At 72.4% G+C, this 18,041-nt stretch carries 10 protein-coding genes and 1 tRNA gene; 7 read left to right on the top strand and 4 right to left on the bottom strand.

Annotated elements, in window-relative coordinates; translation table 11 throughout:
• Positions 1-278: 278 nt before the first annotated feature.
• Positions 279-1,280 carry a winged helix-turn-helix transcriptional regulator gene (locus AB0761_RS35085; protein ID WP_377273302.1) on the bottom strand — a complete coding sequence of 334 codons (1,002 nt, stop codon included), beginning with the start codon at positions 1,278-1,280 and terminating at the stop codon, positions 279-281.
• A gap of 215 nt (positions 1,281-1,495) precedes the next feature.
• The gene (locus AB0761_RS35090; protein ID WP_377273303.1) at positions 1,496-5,662 is read right to left on the bottom strand and encodes a S8 family serine peptidase; all 4,167 of its coding nucleotides are present in this window, start codon (positions 5,660-5,662) and stop codon (positions 1,496-1,498) included.
• A gap of 864 nt (positions 5,663-6,526) precedes the next feature.
• On the opposite strand from AB0761_RS35090, the gene AB0761_RS35095 reads away from it, so the two are divergent.
• Positions 6,527-6,605: transfer RNA gene (locus AB0761_RS35095), tRNA-Ser, on the top strand.
• 461 nt (positions 6,606-7,066) lie between these two features.
• Here AB0761_RS35095 and AB0761_RS35100 read toward each other — a convergent pair.
• The gene (locus tag AB0761_RS35100) at positions 7,067-8,701 is read right to left on the bottom strand and encodes a M1 family aminopeptidase (protein ID WP_377273304.1); all 1,635 of its coding nucleotides are present in this window, start codon (positions 8,699-8,701) and stop codon (positions 7,067-7,069) included.
• Positions 8,702-9,125: 424 nt separating this feature from the next.
• Here AB0761_RS35100 and AB0761_RS35105 point away from each other — a divergent pair, with 424 nt between their 5' ends.
• Both AB0761_RS35105 and AB0761_RS35110 read left to right on the top strand, forming a co-directional pair.
• Positions 9,126-10,583, top strand: a complete 1,458-nt coding sequence (locus AB0761_RS35105; RefSeq protein ID WP_377273305.1) for a dihydrolipoyl dehydrogenase family protein — start codon at positions 9,126-9,128, stop codon at positions 10,581-10,583.
• A 310-nt stretch (positions 10,584-10,893) separates the two neighbouring features.
• On the top strand, positions 10,894-12,546 hold the full coding sequence (locus AB0761_RS35110; RefSeq protein ID WP_377273306.1) for a TauD/TfdA family dioxygenase: 1,653 nt from the start codon (positions 10,894-10,896) through the stop codon (positions 12,544-12,546).
• 122 nt (positions 12,547-12,668) lie between these two features.
• Here the strand turns inward: AB0761_RS35110 and AB0761_RS35115 are convergent, their stop codons facing one another.
• The gene (locus tag AB0761_RS35115; RefSeq protein ID WP_377273307.1) at positions 12,669-13,478 is read right to left on the bottom strand and encodes a GntR family transcriptional regulator; all 810 of its coding nucleotides are present in this window, start codon (positions 13,476-13,478) and stop codon (positions 12,669-12,671) included.
• Positions 13,479-13,758: 280 nt separating this feature from the next.
• Between AB0761_RS35115 and AB0761_RS35120 the strand changes: the two genes are divergently transcribed.
• Genes AB0761_RS35120 through AB0761_RS35135 form a run of 4 tightly spaced genes read left to right on the top strand, consistent with a single transcriptional unit; the run spans position 13,759 to position 17,844 of the window.
• Positions 13,759-14,919 carry an ABC transporter substrate-binding protein gene (locus AB0761_RS35120; RefSeq protein WP_377273308.1) on the top strand — a complete coding sequence of 387 codons (1,161 nt, stop codon included), beginning with the start codon at positions 13,759-13,761 and terminating at the stop codon, positions 14,917-14,919.
• An 8-nt stretch (positions 14,920-14,927) separates the two neighbouring features.
• Complete coding sequence (locus AB0761_RS35125; RefSeq protein ID WP_377273309.1) at positions 14,928-15,887, top strand: ABC transporter permease; 960 nt, start codon at positions 14,928-14,930, stop codon at positions 15,885-15,887.
• The gene (locus tag AB0761_RS35130) at positions 15,875-16,765 is read left to right on the top strand and encodes an ABC transporter permease (protein WP_377273310.1); all 891 of its coding nucleotides are present in this window, start codon (positions 15,875-15,877) and stop codon (positions 16,763-16,765) included. The genes AB0761_RS35125 and AB0761_RS35130 overlap by 13 nt, the downstream gene beginning before the upstream one ends.
• Positions 16,762-17,844 (top strand): ABC transporter ATP-binding protein, encoded by a 1,083-nt coding sequence (locus AB0761_RS35135; protein WP_377273311.1) that lies wholly within the window; start codon positions 16,762-16,764, stop codon positions 17,842-17,844. The genes AB0761_RS35130 and AB0761_RS35135 overlap by 4 nt, the downstream gene beginning before the upstream one ends.
• Positions 17,845-18,041: the final 197 nt, after the last annotated feature.

Here is an 18,041-nt window from a genome sequence, read left to right on the forward strand (position 1 = left end):
TTTCCGGGCGCCATGAGTCGCCGGGGCCGCACCGGGCGTGACGTGGGATGCGGCGGTTCGGACCGGCATGCTTGTCCGGCGTTTCCGCGGGCGCGCGCCGGTTGCGACACCGGCCGTGGCCTGCTCGCGTATGGACGCCGGCAGCGCCATGCCGCTGCTCCGGGGCGCTTCGGCCGGTGCCGGACCGGGGTCACCCTGCGGGTGCGGACACCGGCTGTCGCGCCGCGCTCATCGCCCCCAGGAACCAGGCCGACGGCCCGACGGCCGGACGGGACGGTTCACAACCACCCGCGTCGTGCGGCCGCGAGGCCCGCTTGGAACCGGGTGGTCGCGTCAAGGCGGCCCATCAGTCGCTGGATGCGCCGCTGTGTGGTCCGTTCGCTCCAGCCCAGGGCGCGGGTGATGGCCGCGTCGGTGAGGCCGGAGGCCAGGAGTTCCAGCAGCGTGCGGGTCTCCTCGTCCGGGGCTCCGGAGGCGCCGTCCGTCGTGGGACCGGTGGCCGTGCCGGGCTCGGAGCCGGGGGCCACCAGGGGCACCGCACGTTCCCAGTGCGCTTCGAAGAGCGACTCCAGAGCCACCAGCAGCGGGGAGTCGTGCACCAGATAGGCCGCCGTCTGCCCGCCGGGCGCGAGACTGAAGGGGACCACCGCCGCTCCGCTGTCGATGATCAGCAGCTTGAGCGGCAGTTCGGTGCGGATACGGGCCTGCTCGCCCGCTCGTATGCTCGGCACGATGTCCTGGTGCAGTCTGCCGGGCCAGGCCACCGCCTGCCGGTCGTAGATCACCCGGTGGGCCACGCCGCGGCGCTGCCTCTCGAACTGCTCATCGAGGTTGCTGCCCGGGCGGTCCACGTACGGCGGGCAGTCGAACGCGCGCAGCTCCCGGCGGGCGTGGGCGGTCAGCCGCTGTACCGCGGCGCTGACCTCGTCGCGGCTGGTGAGGAGTTCGACGGCCAGGTCGGGGTGGCTGATCCGGGTGGCCTCCCGGTGCGCCGTCATCAGGCGCTGCACCTCGACCCGGGCCTCGTGGAGCTGCTGCTCGCGCTGCTGGATGAGCGTGCTGACGGCGACGTCCGGCGCGTTCGCCGTGTGGCGCGGCGGACGACCGGCGGTGCGGGTGGCCAGACCGTCGTCCACCAGCGCCGACAGCAGACGCCCCACGGAGGTCGGGGGCATCCCGCAGAGTTCGGCCAGGTCCGCGGACGAGGATCGCGGATGGCCCACCAGCGCGCGGTAGACGCGTTCTGCTTCCTCGGTCATCCCCAGGACACCGAATTCCATACGACTCACTGCTCCCGGTGCTGCCGCTTCGCCGTCCGGCCGCGCCGGCAGGCGTCGCCGCCGTCTGCCCAACGTGACGCGGAGGACATCTTTCACCAGCGGGCCGAGCCGCCCTCGCGCGGATACCCCTACTGCCGGTAACCGGGGACCGGAAAGCCCCAGCCCGGGGTCCGCCGAGCCATCGGCGGACCCCGGGCTGGGGGAGGGGATCCGGATCAGTAGGAGAACCGCTGGATCTGGGAACCGTCGGCCGCGTACGTCCAGCCGGTGCGGGTCGCCGGGTCGAGCTGGACGGCGCGTTCCTGGTGGTCGGCGAGCCGGCCGTTGTAGAAGCCGGCGACCGGGTACTCGACGCCTGTCACGGTGCCCACCGTCGTGCCCGTCGTCAGATCGACGACGGCGAGACGGCCGGTGGCGTTGTTGTCGTTGAAGGTGTACTGCTGGAAGCCGGACTGCCGCAGCACCGGGAACCGGAAGGCCACCAGCGCCAGTTGGTGCACGCTGTCCACCGCGAGAGCCAGGGCCCCCTGCGCCGCATCCAGGTTGAGGGTCGGCGCATCGCTGACGCCGTCCGTCGGTACCTCGGTGAGCATTGCGGTGCCCGCGAAGTTGACGCTGAACGAGCGGTACCACGTCTCGTCCAGGTGCCCGTGCCCATCGGCGGCGAGGCTGGTCGCGCAGACGCTTCCGCTGCGGGTCCTGGTGACCGTGCGGGTGTCCAGGTCCACCGCGGCGACGTTGGCGGAGCCGGCCGCCGCACGGCAGTTGATGCTGGCGCCGGTCTGCTCCGCATAGACGAGCCCGCTGGAGCTGTCCAGGTCGAGCAGGCCGTAGATGGTCGCCCCGTCGGGTGTGTCCAGCTGGATCGGGTCGCCCTGGACGCCGGTCGCCATGTCGACGGGCAGCAGGAAACTCGCCCGGTCGCTCGAACGGTGGACGAGCACCACGGCGCGGTGCCGGGCGGCGTCCACCCGGCCGCCGTCCACGACGTACTGGGTGTCCAGCTGCGTGGGGCTGCCGACCGTGTCACCGGAGAGCGTGTCATAGGTCTCGAGCGACTGTGCCCCGGAGCCGGTCATGTGCAGGACCAGCGTGTGGTTCTCGGAATCGACGCCGAACACCTCGTAGACGGAGCCGTAGGCGGGGTCGTTCGTCAACCGGCGCCCGTAGACCCCGGTGGCAGCGTCGTAGTCGTACACCGAGCTGGTACCGGCGGGACTCTCCAGCGCCGCGACGGAGGTGCCGCCGGGCACCACGGCGAAGTCGTTCAGCGTGGCGCCGTCGGGTGTCAGCCCGTCGTCGAACGCCAGCAGGGACGTCGGTGAGGCCTGGCCGATGACCGAGCCGTGCCGGTCGACGGCGAACACCCGCAGGTCATAGGCGAGCGAGGAGGCCAGCCGCAGTTTCGCCGCGCTCAGCTGCACGGTGCCCCGGGTGCCCGTCAGCGGGCGGTCGAGCGCCGCCGGGCTGTCCACGCCGTCGTGGTCACGGGTGGTGCCGTTCTGGTTGCTCACCATGTTGTAGGAGTTGTACATGTTCGGCCCGGGCGCGGAGAACTCCAGCAGTGCGCCGGTGGCTCCGCGGATCCCCGACACGTCGTAGCGCACCGAGAACTCCGCTGCGGCCCGGTTGATCTCCAGCAGGTGACCGAAGGGGCCGGACGCCTGCGCCGCGAGGGTGGGTGCCGCCGGGCGCTGGGCGGGACTGCCGCCGTCGACCCGGACCGGGGAGAACTCCCCGTACAGCGGAGTGCTGTGGAAGCCGCCCGTGGGGTTCTGGACGACACCGATCCCGTAGATCCCACCGCCCGCGGCGAAGGCCTCCGCCGGAACGGTGACGGTACCGCGCAGGTCTGTCAGCGGAGTCGTCCAGGACGGGGTGAAGATCGGCGCCAGCGCCGGGTTCCAGTGCCCCACGCCGGAGACCACCAGAGCCGGCGTGTTCAGGGAGCGGACTCCGGTCAGGTCGTAGCGCACCTGGACGGAGTGCCCCGCCTTGACGACGGGCTGGACCACCGGAGCCAGCGCCTCGGCGTAGGTTCCGTCGGTCGGACCGAAGATGAGCGCACGGCCGGCCGAGGCCAGCACCTTGCTGCCCTGACGCACCTGGAAGGTGACCGTGACCCGCCGGTCGGACGTGGCGATGACCGGAAGCCCGGCGGCGGTCAGGATCTGAGTGGGCGTCAGCCGGATCGCGGGTGTCGCCGAGGTGAACTCGTGCGACCCGATGCGCAGCGCGTAGTGGACGCCCTGCTGCGCGCCGACCCCGGTCACATCGGCACCGATGGTCACCGGCCCGACCAGGCCCTCGCCGATGGCGTCGTCGCCCGTGCCGGGCCCCGACAGGTCGATCCGGCCCGGGTCGGTGGCCTCCAGGTACGTGGCCCCGAGCCCGCCGATGGTCTGGCGGTGCGCCACCGAGATCCGCACGATACGCGGCGCGCCGGTGCCCGCGGCCTTGTCCCGGCCGTGCGCGAGAACCTCCTGCACCGCGGCCGTGACATCCAGCTGCGGACCGACATGCAGCGGCTGGTCGGCCTGCGGCGGCGTGGACACCGCCCGGCCCGTGCGCTCGAGCAGCGTACGGACCTGCTGGGGAGAGGGCCGCTGCCCGGTCAGGCGGGAGGTCTGCAGCACGACGGCCGCGGCGGCCGCGATCTCGGGTGCCGAGGCAGAAGTGCCTCCGCTGAGCACCACGTTCACCGACTGGGGGGAGTCGGCGCGGTGCTCGAAGGCCGGGATGCCGTCGCTGGGCGCGGAGACGTTCACGCGGGTGCCGAAGCCGGAGGAGAAGATCCCGGAGCCGTCGGTCCGTGTGGTCGCCCAGGTGCCCTGGGCCGACCCGGACCCGCCGCTCTGCGGCGGTACCGACAGGGTGTCGTCGGTCGTGGTACCGCCGGCGGCTATCGCCCCCGAGTCCAGCACCTTGCTGGGCGTGGTCGACAGCTGGTCGTCCGCGATGGTGGTGGTGTCGGCGGCGCTGCGGGCAAGATCGGTCGCGGTGCTGCCGCCGTCCGGCCCGACGGCCGCGTTGGTGAACAGGCGGGTGCCGTCGTTGGCCGCCACGACCACAGTGATGCCGTACTGCTTCACGATGGCCGCGATCACAGCCTGCTGGATCGGGTCGTCCTCCAGATACCGACCCGGGATGCCCGCGTCGTCCGTGCCGTAGCCGAGGCTGGCGGTGATCACATCGGGCCGCGGCTGCTGCCGGGCGGCGGCCAGCAGCGCGACCGCGATCTGGTCGAACGTCGGTTCCTGCGGGACGACCAGCCGGTACTTGGCGCCGGGGGCGATGCCCAGCAGGTCGCTCTCCCCACTGCCCTGCATCCCCGCGCGCTGCAGCTCGTGCGGCAGCGGAGCCATCACCGAGAAGTCCAGCAGCACCTCACCGAGGGCGGGGTCCTGCCCCTCCGTCGACCCGGTCGGGTCGAGTGCGCCCTGCGCGTCCGAGGTGTAGGTCGGTATCAGCGGCATCGAGGGGATGTCCAGATAGCGCTGGCCGTCCTGGATGACGGTCGTCGGCCCCAGGTGCTGATTGATGTACGTGTCCCCGCGGGTGACCATCCCCTCGTCGGTGAGGTCGCCCACCGAGACGTTGGTGATCGTCTCGCCGGTGCCGGGCAGCTGGTCGAACCGCTTCTTGAGCAGGCTGAACGCGCCCGTCGCGTCGACACCGCCCGCGTTGAGGAAACTCTGCAGCGAGGTGCTCAGCCCGGTGTTGCCGGGAACGCCGGCGCCGTCGCTGTCCGCCGTGCGGCCTGCCGGCGCCTTCGCCGACGAGGCTGCCCCGCCGGCCGCGCGGCTCGCCCACGAGGGCAGCTGCACACCGCCGGTGTTCATGGGGGAGACGGTCCGATCGGGCTCGGCGTACACGACTCCGGGCGTGGCAGCCAGAGCGCGCGCCGCCGCCGACACATCGCCCCCGGAGAGCTGGACCACCTGCACCTTGGACAGGTCGACCGCTCCCGAGCCGAGCGTGGCCCGGGCGGCATCGTTCCACTGACGCGCCTGAGTGACCGGCAGGCCGGGCATCAGCGGACGCATGGAGACGGCGCCGGCTCTGCGCAGGGCGGCATTCACCGTCGACGCTGAGGTGAGTGGGGCCCGCACCTGGAGATCGCGCCGGACCCCCAGCGTCTTGCCGGTGACCTGGGTGGTCGAGCCCAGCACCATCAGCACCTGGTGATCGGCCCGGGTCGACTGCGCAGGCGCAGGCTTCTGGTACGAGCGGAAGGGACCCAGCGCGGAGGATCCGGGCGTCGACGGGAGCGGCGCGGCCGGGGGCGTACGGTCCGCGCGGGGAGCAGCCGACGCGGTCTGCGGGCCGACGGCCGAGGTGTTCTGCACGGCTGTGCCGAGCAGCACGGCTGCGCCTGCCAAGGCCGCGACGCCGCGAGCAATCGCTCGTCTCCGACGTGTCATCTCTGTCCTCTCGGTGGAGTCTCCCTGCCACCGGCCGGGCTGCCGCGGAGCGGGGCCGCCCGCCGACAGGGCCGTGACCGGTCACACGCTGTGGCTTGCCGACCTCAGCCGCAAGATCCATTCGGCGACCGAAACCCGCCAGGAGGCGGCAACCCGCCACGGGTGAGAGGACGGACATGAGCGTGGTCCCGCCGACGCCCTGGGGCCCCGGCCGGCGACCGGCCGAACATCGCGCGGCTGACGACACTGCCTGGCCGTGGGCGGCGAACACCGGGCCAAGGGCCGGGCGACTGCCCCTGCTTCGACGAGGACGAGCCCCGCGCCCGGGACAGCCGGCGCCGCGTGCTGGGGGAGGCCGCGGACCGGGGCGCCCTGCTGCTCCCCGCGCACTTCCCCGGGCCGAGCGCAGCCGAAGTGCGGCGCGTGGGTGACCGGTTCGCGGTGCAGGAGTGGGTGGCATGGCGGTGAGGGGGTGCGTACAACCTCCGCCGTGCGAGCCAATGGGCGGCCTGCTGCGGGCCGTCGTCGGTGCCCCGTGCCCAGTGTCGCCCTGGACCGGCGATCAGCCGGATCGCCGAGAGGGGCACCGCCCAGGACGCCCCGAACGCCCAGACCCACCATGAGGCCTGCGAAGCACTTGCCGCACTGGCGAAGGCCGGTAAGGACGCGGGCCGGACCGCCGCCGGCTGAGGCGGCGGGGCGAAGGCCCGGCTCTGGAGGGCAGGTCTCGCCGGTGGCCGGCGCAGGCCCACGGACTGGCCCCGGCCGCGGGCGTTGCCCCGTCGGGTAATTGGATCGAAGCCGCCGTCAGAGATGGCTATGGTGGATCTCGTCCAGGTGCGCAGGCGGGGGATACTTCCACTGCTAATGGAGAGGTCCCGGGTTCGATTCCCGGTCCCCGGCCCGACCGGGGGTAGCTCAGAGGCCAGAGCGCTTACGTCTCCTCCACCGACCTTGATCTCTGGACTCACAACTTCAGATGCACCACACCTCCCGGTGCGAAGGCCCGCGGCTACTTCTTTGAAACAGGTGACGCCGCAGGCCGCCATCGATCTCGGGAGGCCACAGCATCGGGGGCGCCCGGTGCGACGGGTGCCGGTTACTTCCTGGTTGAGCTCCCCCACGGGGGGCTGCGGGTTCGAGCCCCGCGACGACCGGCCCCACCCTTGATCTCGGGCGCCCCACTGCTGAGCCTTCCCTCGTATGTGAGGGGTTTCCTCGGCCGTGGCCCGCTTCAACACCGGCAGGCCATGTGCATCCGCGAGGGCGGCAGTGGCCACCGTCGCGACGCCCGGGTCACCAACCCGAACCCCTGTCGGCTTCACCGGCAGTTGGGCGCTTCGCCTGTGCGCCCGCATCGCCTCACACCGCGCCGGCCGCGTGGAGTTCATCCAGCGCCTTCGGCAGACGGCCGAGCACAGCACACACTTCCCTGGGCGCCGCCACCGAGTGTGCGTTCCGTGCGACGTAGTCCTTGATGGCCGCATCGAATGCCGCAGCCCCCGCGGCCTGACGCGCCCGCAGAAGGGCTGCTGCGCCCGCGACATAGACGCCCTCGTTGTAGCTCCCGGTCGGCATCCCGCTTCCCTGCCAGTCCTTCATCGGTTCCCCGACCCGATTGCGGACGGAGGCGCTCAGCGACCGGGACGTGTACCGCGCCGCGCCGGAATCAGTGACGGCTTCCGCATACGTGGCGAACGCCTCGTCGAGCCACGGGTCCTGTCCCTGATCGTTGCCGACCAGGGAATAGAAGTACTGATGCCCCCACTCGTGCGGCACGAGCCGACCGAAGTCGCCGACCTCCACATCGGGGAAGAACATCGTGGTGGGGAACTCGATCCCGGCGAACTTCGGGAGGCACACCACAAGCCACACATCCCGGTACGGGAGCTGCCCGAACTGCGTCCGCATCCGCAACGCCGGCGTGCGGGCCTGAGCCAGCCACTCCTCAGCCGGCGCCTTGGCGTCCGTCGGCACCGCGGCCCGCACCGTGACGCCCGCCATCTCCGCGGTCGCCGTGGTGAAACTCCCCACGGCGAAAGCGACGTCCCTGACGGATTCGGCGTGGAACGTGGAGACAGCGACACCGCCGCGCCGGGTCACCGACTCCGGGGTCCCTCCACCGACCACCTGCAGCCCAGCCGGAGCAGTCACGGCCAGGCGATCGAGGCGGAACTCCTCGCTCACCAGTTCCTCGCCCTTGCCCGGTACGGCGGGCTCACGCACCCACCCCCGCCCCCGCACCCACGCCAGCAGAGGGAACGCCGACCCCAGCCGGGCCACTTGCCGCTGCGGGTCCACCCCGACCCTCTCTGCTCCCCCCACTCCCAGACGGACCCTGAACCGGGCGGTGATCCTCAGATGGCTGCCCGCCGCCCGGCACGCCTTCAACGGCACCACCGCCAGAGTCCCGGCGGTGCCCGGTTCGGCCCCGGCGGAGCGCATCTGCACAGGACGGCCGACACCGTCGACCGTGACCCGGTCCAGCGTCATCCCGGACCCGTTGCCCGCGATGGAGGGAGCGTTCGGCCACAGCCGCAGAACCACCCGGCAGATCCGCGCGTCAGGGGTGAAGACGATGGTTTCCGTTCCCGTGGCGTTCCTGAGGTCCGGTGAGAGCCGCACGCTGAGGTCGACCACGGGACGGTTCTCGTCAGGAAGCGCCATCGGTGCGTAGCCGCGGCCCTCCAGCGCGGTGGCCGCGTTCTCGGCGGGTTCGGTGCTTCCGGTGTTCAGGGCCGGAGCCATCCACCACAGGCATGCCAGCATGCCGGTGCAGCTCAGAGCTGCACGAGAGGTAACCCACCGGCGGGTGCCTGCATCGCGATCTGCCATGTGCCACAACTGCGGGGCCTTACTGTTCGGGTCAGCAGGCAGGTCGCCGTTTCCCGCCCGTCGACCCGGGCCGCGCCTTACGAGCCAGCCCGAGTGACGAGGCGTCACGCCTGCGGACTTCGGATGAGGGACGCCATCTTCGGAGCAGAGAGTGGTCAGCACATCAGGACACGCGCCTCTGCTCGGCGGTCGCCCAGAGCATAACCTCCCGCAGCCGCCGCACCTTGTAGGCCAGGCAACGAGCGAGTATGCGTCAGGGCGGAAGCGTGCGGCCCCGGGCAGGCACACCTGCGGGGGGCTCCGGGCGGACGAGGTCCGGAGCGTTCTTTCGGCGGTGTACTTCATGGGCACCGAAAGCCGCGAGGCCCCCACCGGGTGGGTGGGCCGGCCTCCGGGGAAGCCGGTACATGGGTGGTGTGGCGCCGCACCGAGGGGTTCGGCAGGACACGGGCGCCGCAGCCGGAGTGCCGCCATCAGGGGCACAGATGGTCGCAGCTGCGGCCAGGCATGACGGCAGTGCGTGCACCGCGCGGTTACATGAGCCGGGGATGAGGCCCCGTCAGCCCCGACCGGACGTGAGAGAGCGATGAACGAAGCACGCGAGAGCCAGGAGAGCAACACCTACGACGTGGTGGTGGTGGGTGCCGGCCCGGTCGGCCAGAACGTCACCGACCGGGCCCGCGCCGCCGGCCTCACCGTGGCTGTCGTGGAGCGTGAGCTCGTCGGCGGCGAATGCTCCTACTGGGCCTGTGTGCCCAGCAAGGCCCTGCTGCGGCCGGTCATCGCGGTCGCCGACGCCCGCCGGGTGGACGGCGCCCGGCAGGCCGTCAGCGGTCGGCTCGACATCGGCCGGGTCTTCGCCCGTCGCAACCACTATGTCAGCGACTGGGACGACAGTGGACAGGCCGAGGCGGTGAAGTCGATGGGCGCGGACCTGTTCCGCGGCCACGGCCGCATCGACGGCCCCCGCCGTGTCACCGTCACCCGCGATGACGGCGCATGTCTCACTCTTACGGCCCGCCACGCCGTAGCCATCGCCACCGGCAGCCGGCCACTGCTGCCCGACATCCCCGGCGTGCAGGAGGCCAAGCCCTGGACCAACCGGCACGGCACCGACTCCAGTACCGTTCCCGCCCGGCTCGCCATCGTCGGCGGCGGCGGGGTCGGCGTCGAGATGGCCACATGCTGGCAGGGACTGGGCTCGCAGGTCACCCTGCTCGCCCGCCGCGGCCTGATTCCCCGTCTGGAACCCTTCGCGGGCGAACTCGTCGCCCGCAGCCTCACCGACGCGGGCGTGGACGTACGGACCGGCACCCGGATCACCGCCGTGCGCCGGCCCGACCCCTCCGGGCCCGTCACCCTCACGCTCGACGACGGCAGCGAGCTGGAGGCCGACGAGGTCATGTTCGCCACCGGCAGGACCCCCGGCACCGACGACATCGGCCTGGAAACGGTCGGCCTCACCCCCGGCACATGGCTGGAGGCCGACACCACCTGCCTGGTCAGCGGAGTCGACGGAGCGTGGCTGTATGCCGCCGGCGACGTCAACCACCGGGCTCTGCTCACGCACCAGGGCAAGTACCAGGCGCGGACCGCCGGGGACGCCATCGCTGCCCGGGCTGCCGGCCTTCCCCTGGACGACGGCCCGTGGGGAGACCACGCCACCACCGCCGACCAGCACGCCGTGCCCCAGGTCTTCTTCACCGACCCCGAGGCGGCCGCCGTGGGCCTGACCGCCGAGCAGGCGATCCAGGCCGGCCACCGCGTCAGGACCGTCGACCTGGATTTCAACGCCGCTCAGGGTGCCAACCTCTACGCAGACAACTACCCCGGTCACGCGCGGCTGGTCGTCGACCTCGACCGGGAGGTCCTGCTCGGAGTGACATTCGTCGGTCCTGGAGTCAGCGAGCTGCTGCACTCGGCGACCGTCGCGGTCGTCGGCGAGGTGCCGCTGAAGCGGCTCAGGCATGCGATCGCCTGCTTTCCGACCGTCAGCGAGATCTGGCTCTTCCTCCTCGCCGCCTGCCAACGCGACCGCGGCTGAGTGCATCCGCGGGCGTCGCTCTGTCGGGGCGCGGCGGTGGGCCCCGGCAGCCGAGCGGGGCCGTGGGGGCCGCGCCGGCCGGGCAGGGGTGGGCCGACGTACCCGCCTTGCTGATGGCCGGGGCGACCAGGGGCGAGGCCGATGCTGAGAAGTTCTCTTGCCCGCGCCCGGTGACCGGCGCGCGCACAGTGCGGATGCCGCGGCTTCACCTTCCGGTGCCGCTTCGATCGCCTTCCGGACATCAAGCGGGGGAAAAGTTGGCTATACAACTTCGCACCTCGCACCATCCCGGAGGACGACCATGCCGGCCGTGTCCAGCGCCACACCCCCCGCTGCCGAGCCCGCCGACCTGCTCGGCGCGCTGCCCCCGATGTGGCTTCGGGACAACTGCCCGTGCCCCGAGTGCCGCGACCCGCACAGCGGCCAGAAGCTCTTCCAGATCACCGACCTGCCGCGGGAGCTCGCAGTCGCCTCAGCCGCCCCGCAGCATGACAACGGGGCCAACGCGGTGGACGTGGTCTGGTCCCCTGACGGCCACCGCTCCCGCTACCCCGTGCAGTGGCTGCTCGCCAACCGGCCCGGCGAGACGGCCGAGGCGGACCACCGCAGTGAGGCGGGCAAGCAGCTGTGGCAGGCCGCCGACCTCGCCGGGGCGCTGCCCGAGGCGGACTGGGCGGCGTACCTGGCAAACCCCGGGGAGCGGGCCCGGGTGCTGGAGGCCGTGCAGCGGCTCGGCTTCGCCCTGCTGCGCGCCGTTCCCACCGAGGAGGGCCAGGTGCTGGCCGTCGCCGAGTCCTTCGGCTTCGTCCGGGAGACCAACTACGGCAAGCTCTTCGACGTCCGGGTCGAGCCGAACCCCGACAACCTCGCCTTCACCTCGGCGCGTATCACCCCCCACACCGACAACCCGTACCGCGACCCGGTCCCGACCATCCAGCTGCTGCACTGCCTCAGCAACGCCGCCGAGGGCGGCGACTCCGGGCTGGTCGACGGCTTCCGGGCCGCCGCGCTGCTGCGCGAGGAGGACCCGGAGGCGTTCGGCGTACTGACCCGCACTCCCGTCCCGTTCGTCTACCGCGACGCCCGCACCGAGCTGACCGCCTTCCGGCCCCTGATCGACACCGACCCACTGGGCCGGATCCGTGAGGTGCGCTTCAACAACCGGTCCATCGGCACCCTGCGGCTTCCGGCCGCCGAGCTGGAGGCCTTCTACGCGGCCTACCGCACCTTCGCCGAACTGCTGCTCCGCCCCGGGCTGCAGCTGGACTTCCGGCTGGCACCCGGCGACTGCGTGGTCTTCGACAACACCCGGCTGCTGCACGCCCGGACCGCCTTCGAGCAGAGCGGAGCCCGCCACCTCCAGGGCTGCTACGCAGACCTGGACGGGCTCGCCGGCACCCTCGCCGTACTGCGCCGCAGCGCCGCCCTGGACGAACTGGACGAACTCTTCATCGGCCCCGGAGCCGCGGAGTACCTCGGGGAGCCCGTCACCATCGCCGAGCACATGCTGCAGGCCGGCGCGCTCGCCGAAGCCGCGGGCGCCCCGGCGCACCTGGTGGCCGCCGCGCTGCTGCACGACATCGGCCACTTCCACGGCCCGGTCAGCGGCCAGGAGCTGATGGCCGGTACCGACAACCGGCACAGCCACACCGGCGCCGACCTGCTGGCCCGCTGGTTCGGCCCGGAGGTCACCGAGCCGGTGCGGCTGCATGTGGCCGCCAAGCGCTATCTGTGCGCAGTGGAACCGGGCTACCGCGCCCGGCTCTCCGAGGCCTCCGAGTACACCCTCCAGGTCCAGGGCGGACCGATGGGCGACGCGGAGGCGGCCGACTTCGCCGCGCTGCCGGGTGCAGCCGACGCCGTCGCCGTGCGGCGCTGGGACGAGCAGGCAAAGGACGCCGGGGCCGCGATCCCCGGTTTCGAGCACTTCCGGCCCCTGCTCACCGCACTGCTGCGCCGCTGACCACCGGGACCGGCAGGAGCGCCGCGTGGGTGCCGCAGCCGCGGCACCCACGCGGCGTTCCCTGCTGCGCCGGACCGCCCCGATTCCACCCGGCACCGCAGCGCGGACTCGCGGCGGACAGGTCACCCGCGGGTGACATCCGGTGAGTGCGGGTCCGGCGCGGGGCGGTGCCTGCGGGAGAGGGCCGAGGCCGCGATGGAGTTGTGCACCGTGAAGGCGACGGTGCCCGGCAGATAGCGGTCCTCGGACCACTCCACGGGCACGCCCGCCGGGTCGGTCGAACGACGGCGCTCGCGCAGCAGCGCCTCGCCCGCCGTACAGCCCAGGAGCCGGGAGTCGTCGGTGTCCGCGTGGACCAGGTCGATGGTGTGGTCGGCGTCGGAGAACACGATGCCGTGCTCGAGGAGCAGCTCGGTGTGCGACACCGCGTCCGCGGGCAGCTGCGCCACCAGCTCGCCCACCCGGGGCGGGTAGACGGTCCGCTCGATCATCACCGGCCGGCCCGAGAGCGTACGCAGACGCAGCGTCACATACACCTCGGCGCCCGGCTCCAGGCGCAGCTGCTCGCATTCCCGGTCGTCCGCCGGGCGCCGTACCAGCGACTCCATGGCGCCGCCGGGTTCCTCGCCCACCGACCGGGCCCAGCTGGTGAAACTGAGCAGTTCGGAGAAGCTCTGCACTCGCGCGGTGCCGAGCACCACACGGCGGGTGCCGCGTCGAGAGGTGACCAGGCCGTCCGAGCGCAGGACGGCGAGGGCCTGCCGGATGGTGCCGCGGGAGACGCCGTAGCGCTGCGCCAGGGCCCCCTCGGCCGGCAGTCTTCCGCCGGACCCGTAGGACCCCGCCGCGATGGCCTCACGGAGGTCGGCCGCCACCCGCCGGTACAGCGAGCCGCCGTCCCTGACCAGCTGCGCCCCGTCGTCGTCCTGCAACGCCCCTCCTGGCGGCTGTGTCGCCGCGCCGAGGGGCGCGGCCGTCCCGGTGACCCTATCCGCTCCTCGACCGGGGGCCGCCCGGCGGGCGGTGCGCAGGCCCGGGCGACCCGAGGGCAAGCGCGACGTTCCGGCAACGTCCTCCGGCTCTCGCCGGGTTGTTCACCTTTAAGTCACCCTTGTCCGGAGTACTGGGGTCGAGTTGTACAGCCAACCCATGCACCTCCCGACGGGGACGAGCGCCTGCCGCGCGCCCCGCCGTCTCTCCAGGAGAAAATCCGTGACTGTCCACCGTGCCCGCGCCGCTGCCCTGGCCGTCGGTCTCACCGCCGCTGCGCTCTCCCTCTCCGCCTGCGGCTCCGCCCCCAGCAACACGACCGCGACATCCGCCGGCGGTGGCAAGAGCGCGGCGACCGCCACCTCCGCAGCCGACCTCGGCGGCATGGACGCACTCGTCGCCGCAGCCAAGAAGGAGGGGAAGCTGCACGTCATCACCCTCCCGCGGGACTGGGCCAACTACGGCGCGATCATCGACGGCTTCCAGAAGAAGTACGGCATCACCATCGAGGACGAGAACCCCGACGGTTCCAGCCAGGACGAGATCAACGCCATCACCTCCCGCAAGGGCCAGGACCGCGCCCCCGACGTGGTGGACCTGGGCAGCGCCTTTGCCCTCTCCGCCGCCCAGCAGGGCATCCTCGCCCCCTACAAGGTGGCCGACTTCGACAAGATCCCGGCCGCCCAGAAGGACCCCCAGGGTCTGCGCTACAACGACTACGGCGGCTACGTCTCCATCGGCTGCGACGCCAAGCGGGTCAAGGAGTGCCCGGCGACCTTCGCCGACCTGCTGAAGCCCGAGTACAAGGGCCAGGTCGCGATGAACGGCAACCCCACCAAGTCGGGCTCCGCCTTCGGCGGCTTCTACGCCGCGGCGCTCGCCAACGGCGGCACGCTGGACAACGTCCAGCCCGGCCTCGACTTCTTCTCCAAGCTGAAGAAGAGCGGCAACTACAACCCGGTGGAGTCCACCCCGGCGACCGTCGAGAAGGGCGAGACGCCGATCAGCATCGACTGGGACTACCTCAACGCCAGCTACGCCACCGAGTTCAAGACCAAGGGCCTGGACTGGAAGGTCACCGTCCCGTCCGACGGCCTGTACGCCCAGTACTACAACCAGGCCGTCAACAAGTGGGCGCCGCACCCGGCCGCTGCCCGCCTGTGGGAGGAGTACCTCTACAGCGCCGAGGGCCAGAACCTGCTCCTCAAGGGCTTCGCCCGCCCGGTGCTGATGGACGCCATGAAGCAGGCCGGCACCCTGGACGCCACGGCCGCCGCCGCGCTGCCCGCGGTCTCCGGCACCTTCACCTTCCCGAGCGAGGCCCAGGTGGACGCGGCCAAGAAGGTCGTCACCGAGGGCTGGTCCAAGGCCGTCTCCGGCTGATCAGCGAGATGACCACGGCTCCCGCCGCGACGCCGTCCCCCGCCGCCGGCCCCTCTCCCGAGGGTGCCGGCGGCGCGGGGGCCGCAGTCGCGCCCCCTCACACCAGGCCGTCCCCTCGCGGCGGCCGTCCCCGCGCGGCGGGCTGGCTCGCCGTCCTGCCGCTGCTCCTCTTCGTCGCCGTCGTCTTCGGCCTCCCGGCCGTCGCGATCGCCCTCGGCGCATTCAGCACCACCGCGGACGCCCCCGGCGGTGCCCAGTGGACGACGAGCAACATGTCCCTGTCGGTGCACGGCGCCTACCTCACCGCGCTGTTCGGCAGCGTCAAGCTCTCCGCCCTCACCGCCTTCATCGGTGTGGTGCTGGGGCTGCCGCTGGCGCACGCGGTGACCACCTCCCGCTTCCGGGCGCTGCGCGAGGCGGTGCTGGCGGCCTCCGGTGTGCTCGCCAACTTCGGCGGCGTCCCGCTGGCCTTCGCCTTCGTCGCCACGCTCGGCAACGCCGGAGAGCTGACCCGCCGACTGCACCTCACCGACCACGGCTGGAGCCTGTACACCTTCTCCGGTCTGACCCTCGTCTACCTCTACTTCCTGGTGCCGCTGATGGTGCTCACCATCACCCCGGCCCTGGAGGGGCTGCGCAAGCAGTGGCGGGAGGCCGCGCAGAACAACGGCGCGACGACCGTGCAGTACTGGCGGCACGTCGCCCTGCCGATCCTGGCGCCCTCGCTGCTGGGCGGCTTTGTGCTGCTCTTCGGCAGCGCCTTCGCGGCCTACGCCACCGCCGCCGCGATGGTGGGCAGTTCGGTGCCGCTGATCACGCTGCAGATCGCCGACGCGCTCTCCGGCAACGTCCTGGTCGGCCAGGGCAATGTGGCGCTGGCCCTCAGCCTGGACATGATCGTGATCGCCGGCCTGGTGATGGCCGTCTACGTCCCGCTGCAGCGGAGGAGTGCCCGATGGCTGCACTGACCGAGACCCGGCGCCGCCGCCGACCGCAGTTCTGGCGCGGCGCGGTCGCCCTGATCGCCGGGCTGTACTTCCTCGGACCGATGCTGCTCTCAGTGATCTTCACCGTGGACGTGCCCGGCGAGGGCCTCACCCTGGGCGCCTACACGGGCATCGTCGGCACCGACGGCTTCCTCACCAGCCTGCGGCTCACTCTGGAACTGGCCGCGGCGACCGTCGCGGTCGTCCTGCTGCTGCTCGTCCCGGCACTGGTCGCGGTACGGCTCACCGCACCCCGGCTGCGGGCTCTGGTGGAGATCGTCTGCTCGCTGCCCCTGGTCGTTCCCGCGGTGGCGCTGACCGCGGGCATCAACTCCGTCCTGCGATGGGGGCCGGACCACCTGTCGCACACCCCGTTCTTCCAGACCATCAACGCCATCCAGGACCCCGGCTTCCCGCTGGTGCTGGTGCTGGCGTACGTGCTGATGGCGCTGCCGCTCGCCTACCGGACCCTGGACTCGGGACTGCGCGCGGTGGACCTCGGCACCCTGGTGGAGGCGGCACGCAACTGCGGCGCCAACTGGCCGCGGGCCGTGTTCCAGGTGGTCCTCCCCAATCTGCGGGGCGCACTGCTGAACACCGCGTTCCTCACCCTGGCCCTGGTGCTCGGCGAGTTCACCGTCGCCTCGATCCTCGGCTACATGCCCTTCGCCGTGTGGATCTACAGCATCGGCAACAGCCAGGCCCAGACCTCGGTGGCCGTCTCGGTGCTCAGCCTCCTGCTCACCTGGGCGCTGCTGCTGATCCTGGCCGCCGCCGGACGCGGCCGTTCGTCCCGTACCCCCCGCACCACCCGTCGCAACGCCGCCGCGCCGGCTCCCACCGCCCAGGAGATCCTGTGACCGCCACCGCTGTCGAAGCCCCCGCCGTCCGCGAGGCGGGCGGGGCCACCGTGGAGTTCCGCGGCCTGCGCCGGTCCTTCGGCGCGACCACCGCCCTGGACGGGCTGGACCTGACGGCCCGGCCGGGCGAGCTGCTGGCCCTGCTCGGCCCGTCGGGCTGCGGCAAGACCACCGCGCTGCGGATGCTGGCGGGCTTCGAGCACCCCGACTCGGGCGAGGTGCTGGTCGACGGCAAGGACGTCACCCGGGTGCCGGCGCACCGGCGCGACGCAGGCATGGTCTTCCAGTCGTACAGCCTCTTCCCCCACCTGACGGCCGCCGACAACGTGGCCTTCGGACTGAAGGTGCGCGGCGCCGGCCGCGCCGAGCGGCGGGTGCGCGCCGCCGAACTGCTGGAGCTGGTGGGGCTGCCGCAGCTCGCCGACCGCTACCCGCACCAGATGTCCGGCGGTCAGCAGCAGCGCATCGCTCTCGCCCGGGCGCTCGCCCTGCGGCCGCGGGTGCTGCTGCTGGACGAGCCGCTGTCGGCGCTGGACGCCAAGGTACGGCTGACCCTGCGGGAGGAGATCCGCCGGCTCCAGCAGGAGCTGGGGATCACCACCCTCTTCGTCACCCACGACCAGGAGGAGGCACTGTCGATGGCCGACCGGGTCGCGGTGCTGCGCGCGGGACGGCTGGAGCAGTGCGCCGCCCCGGCGGAGCTGTACGCGCGGCCCGCGACCGCCTTCGTCGCCGAGTTCGTCGGCACGATGAGCCGCATCCCCGCAGTCCGCGCGGGCGACGGTCAGGTGGAGGTGCTCGGCCGCCGGGTGCCGGTGGACGGGGACGTCCCCGCCGAGGGAGGGATCGAGGTGCTGGTGCGGCCGGAGGCCGTCCAGGTGAGTGCCGACGGTCAGGGGACCGCCCGGGTCGCCGCCACCTCCTTCCTCGGCGCGGTCACCCGCCTGACGCTGCGCCTGGCCGACGGCACCGAGGTCAAGGCCGATCTGAGCACCGAGGAAGCTGCCGCGCTCCCGGCCGGGACCCCCGTCACGGTCAGCCTCCCGGACCGCCCGGTCCTGGTCGACCGGCGCGCCTGACCCGACCGCATCCGCCCCCTTTCGCCGCCCGCGGGAGGGGGCGGACCGGCATCGGGCGCAGTCGCCTTCCCACCCCCGGACACCCGGCCGTCGACCCCGCGGCGCCGAATGTCCACAACCCTGCTTCCCGGAGCCGCAAGCCGGCTCACGGACCGGGCCCACCACCCGCGCCCCCACCCACCCCTCGGACAAGGACC

Source organism: Peterkaempfera podocarpi (assembly GCF_042466665.1).
Classification (GTDB): Bacteria; Actinomycetota; Actinomycetes; order Streptomycetales; family Streptomycetaceae; genus Peterkaempfera; species Peterkaempfera podocarpi.

Coding starts and splice junctions, on each gene's coding strand:
- AB0761_RS35085 (WP_377273302.1), bottom strand. CDS start 1,280: ATGGAATTCGGTGTCCTGGGGATGACCGAGGAAGCAGAACGCGTCTAC.
- AB0761_RS35105 (WP_377273305.1), top strand. CDS start 9,126: ATGAACGAAGCACGCGAGAGCCAGGAGAGCAACACCTACGACGTGGTG.
- AB0761_RS35125 (WP_377273309.1), top strand. CDS start 14,928: ATGACCACGGCTCCCGCCGCGACGCCGTCCCCCGCCGCCGGCCCCTCT.
- AB0761_RS35130 (WP_377273310.1), top strand. CDS start 15,875: ATGGCTGCACTGACCGAGACCCGGCGCCGCCGCCGACCGCAGTTCTGG.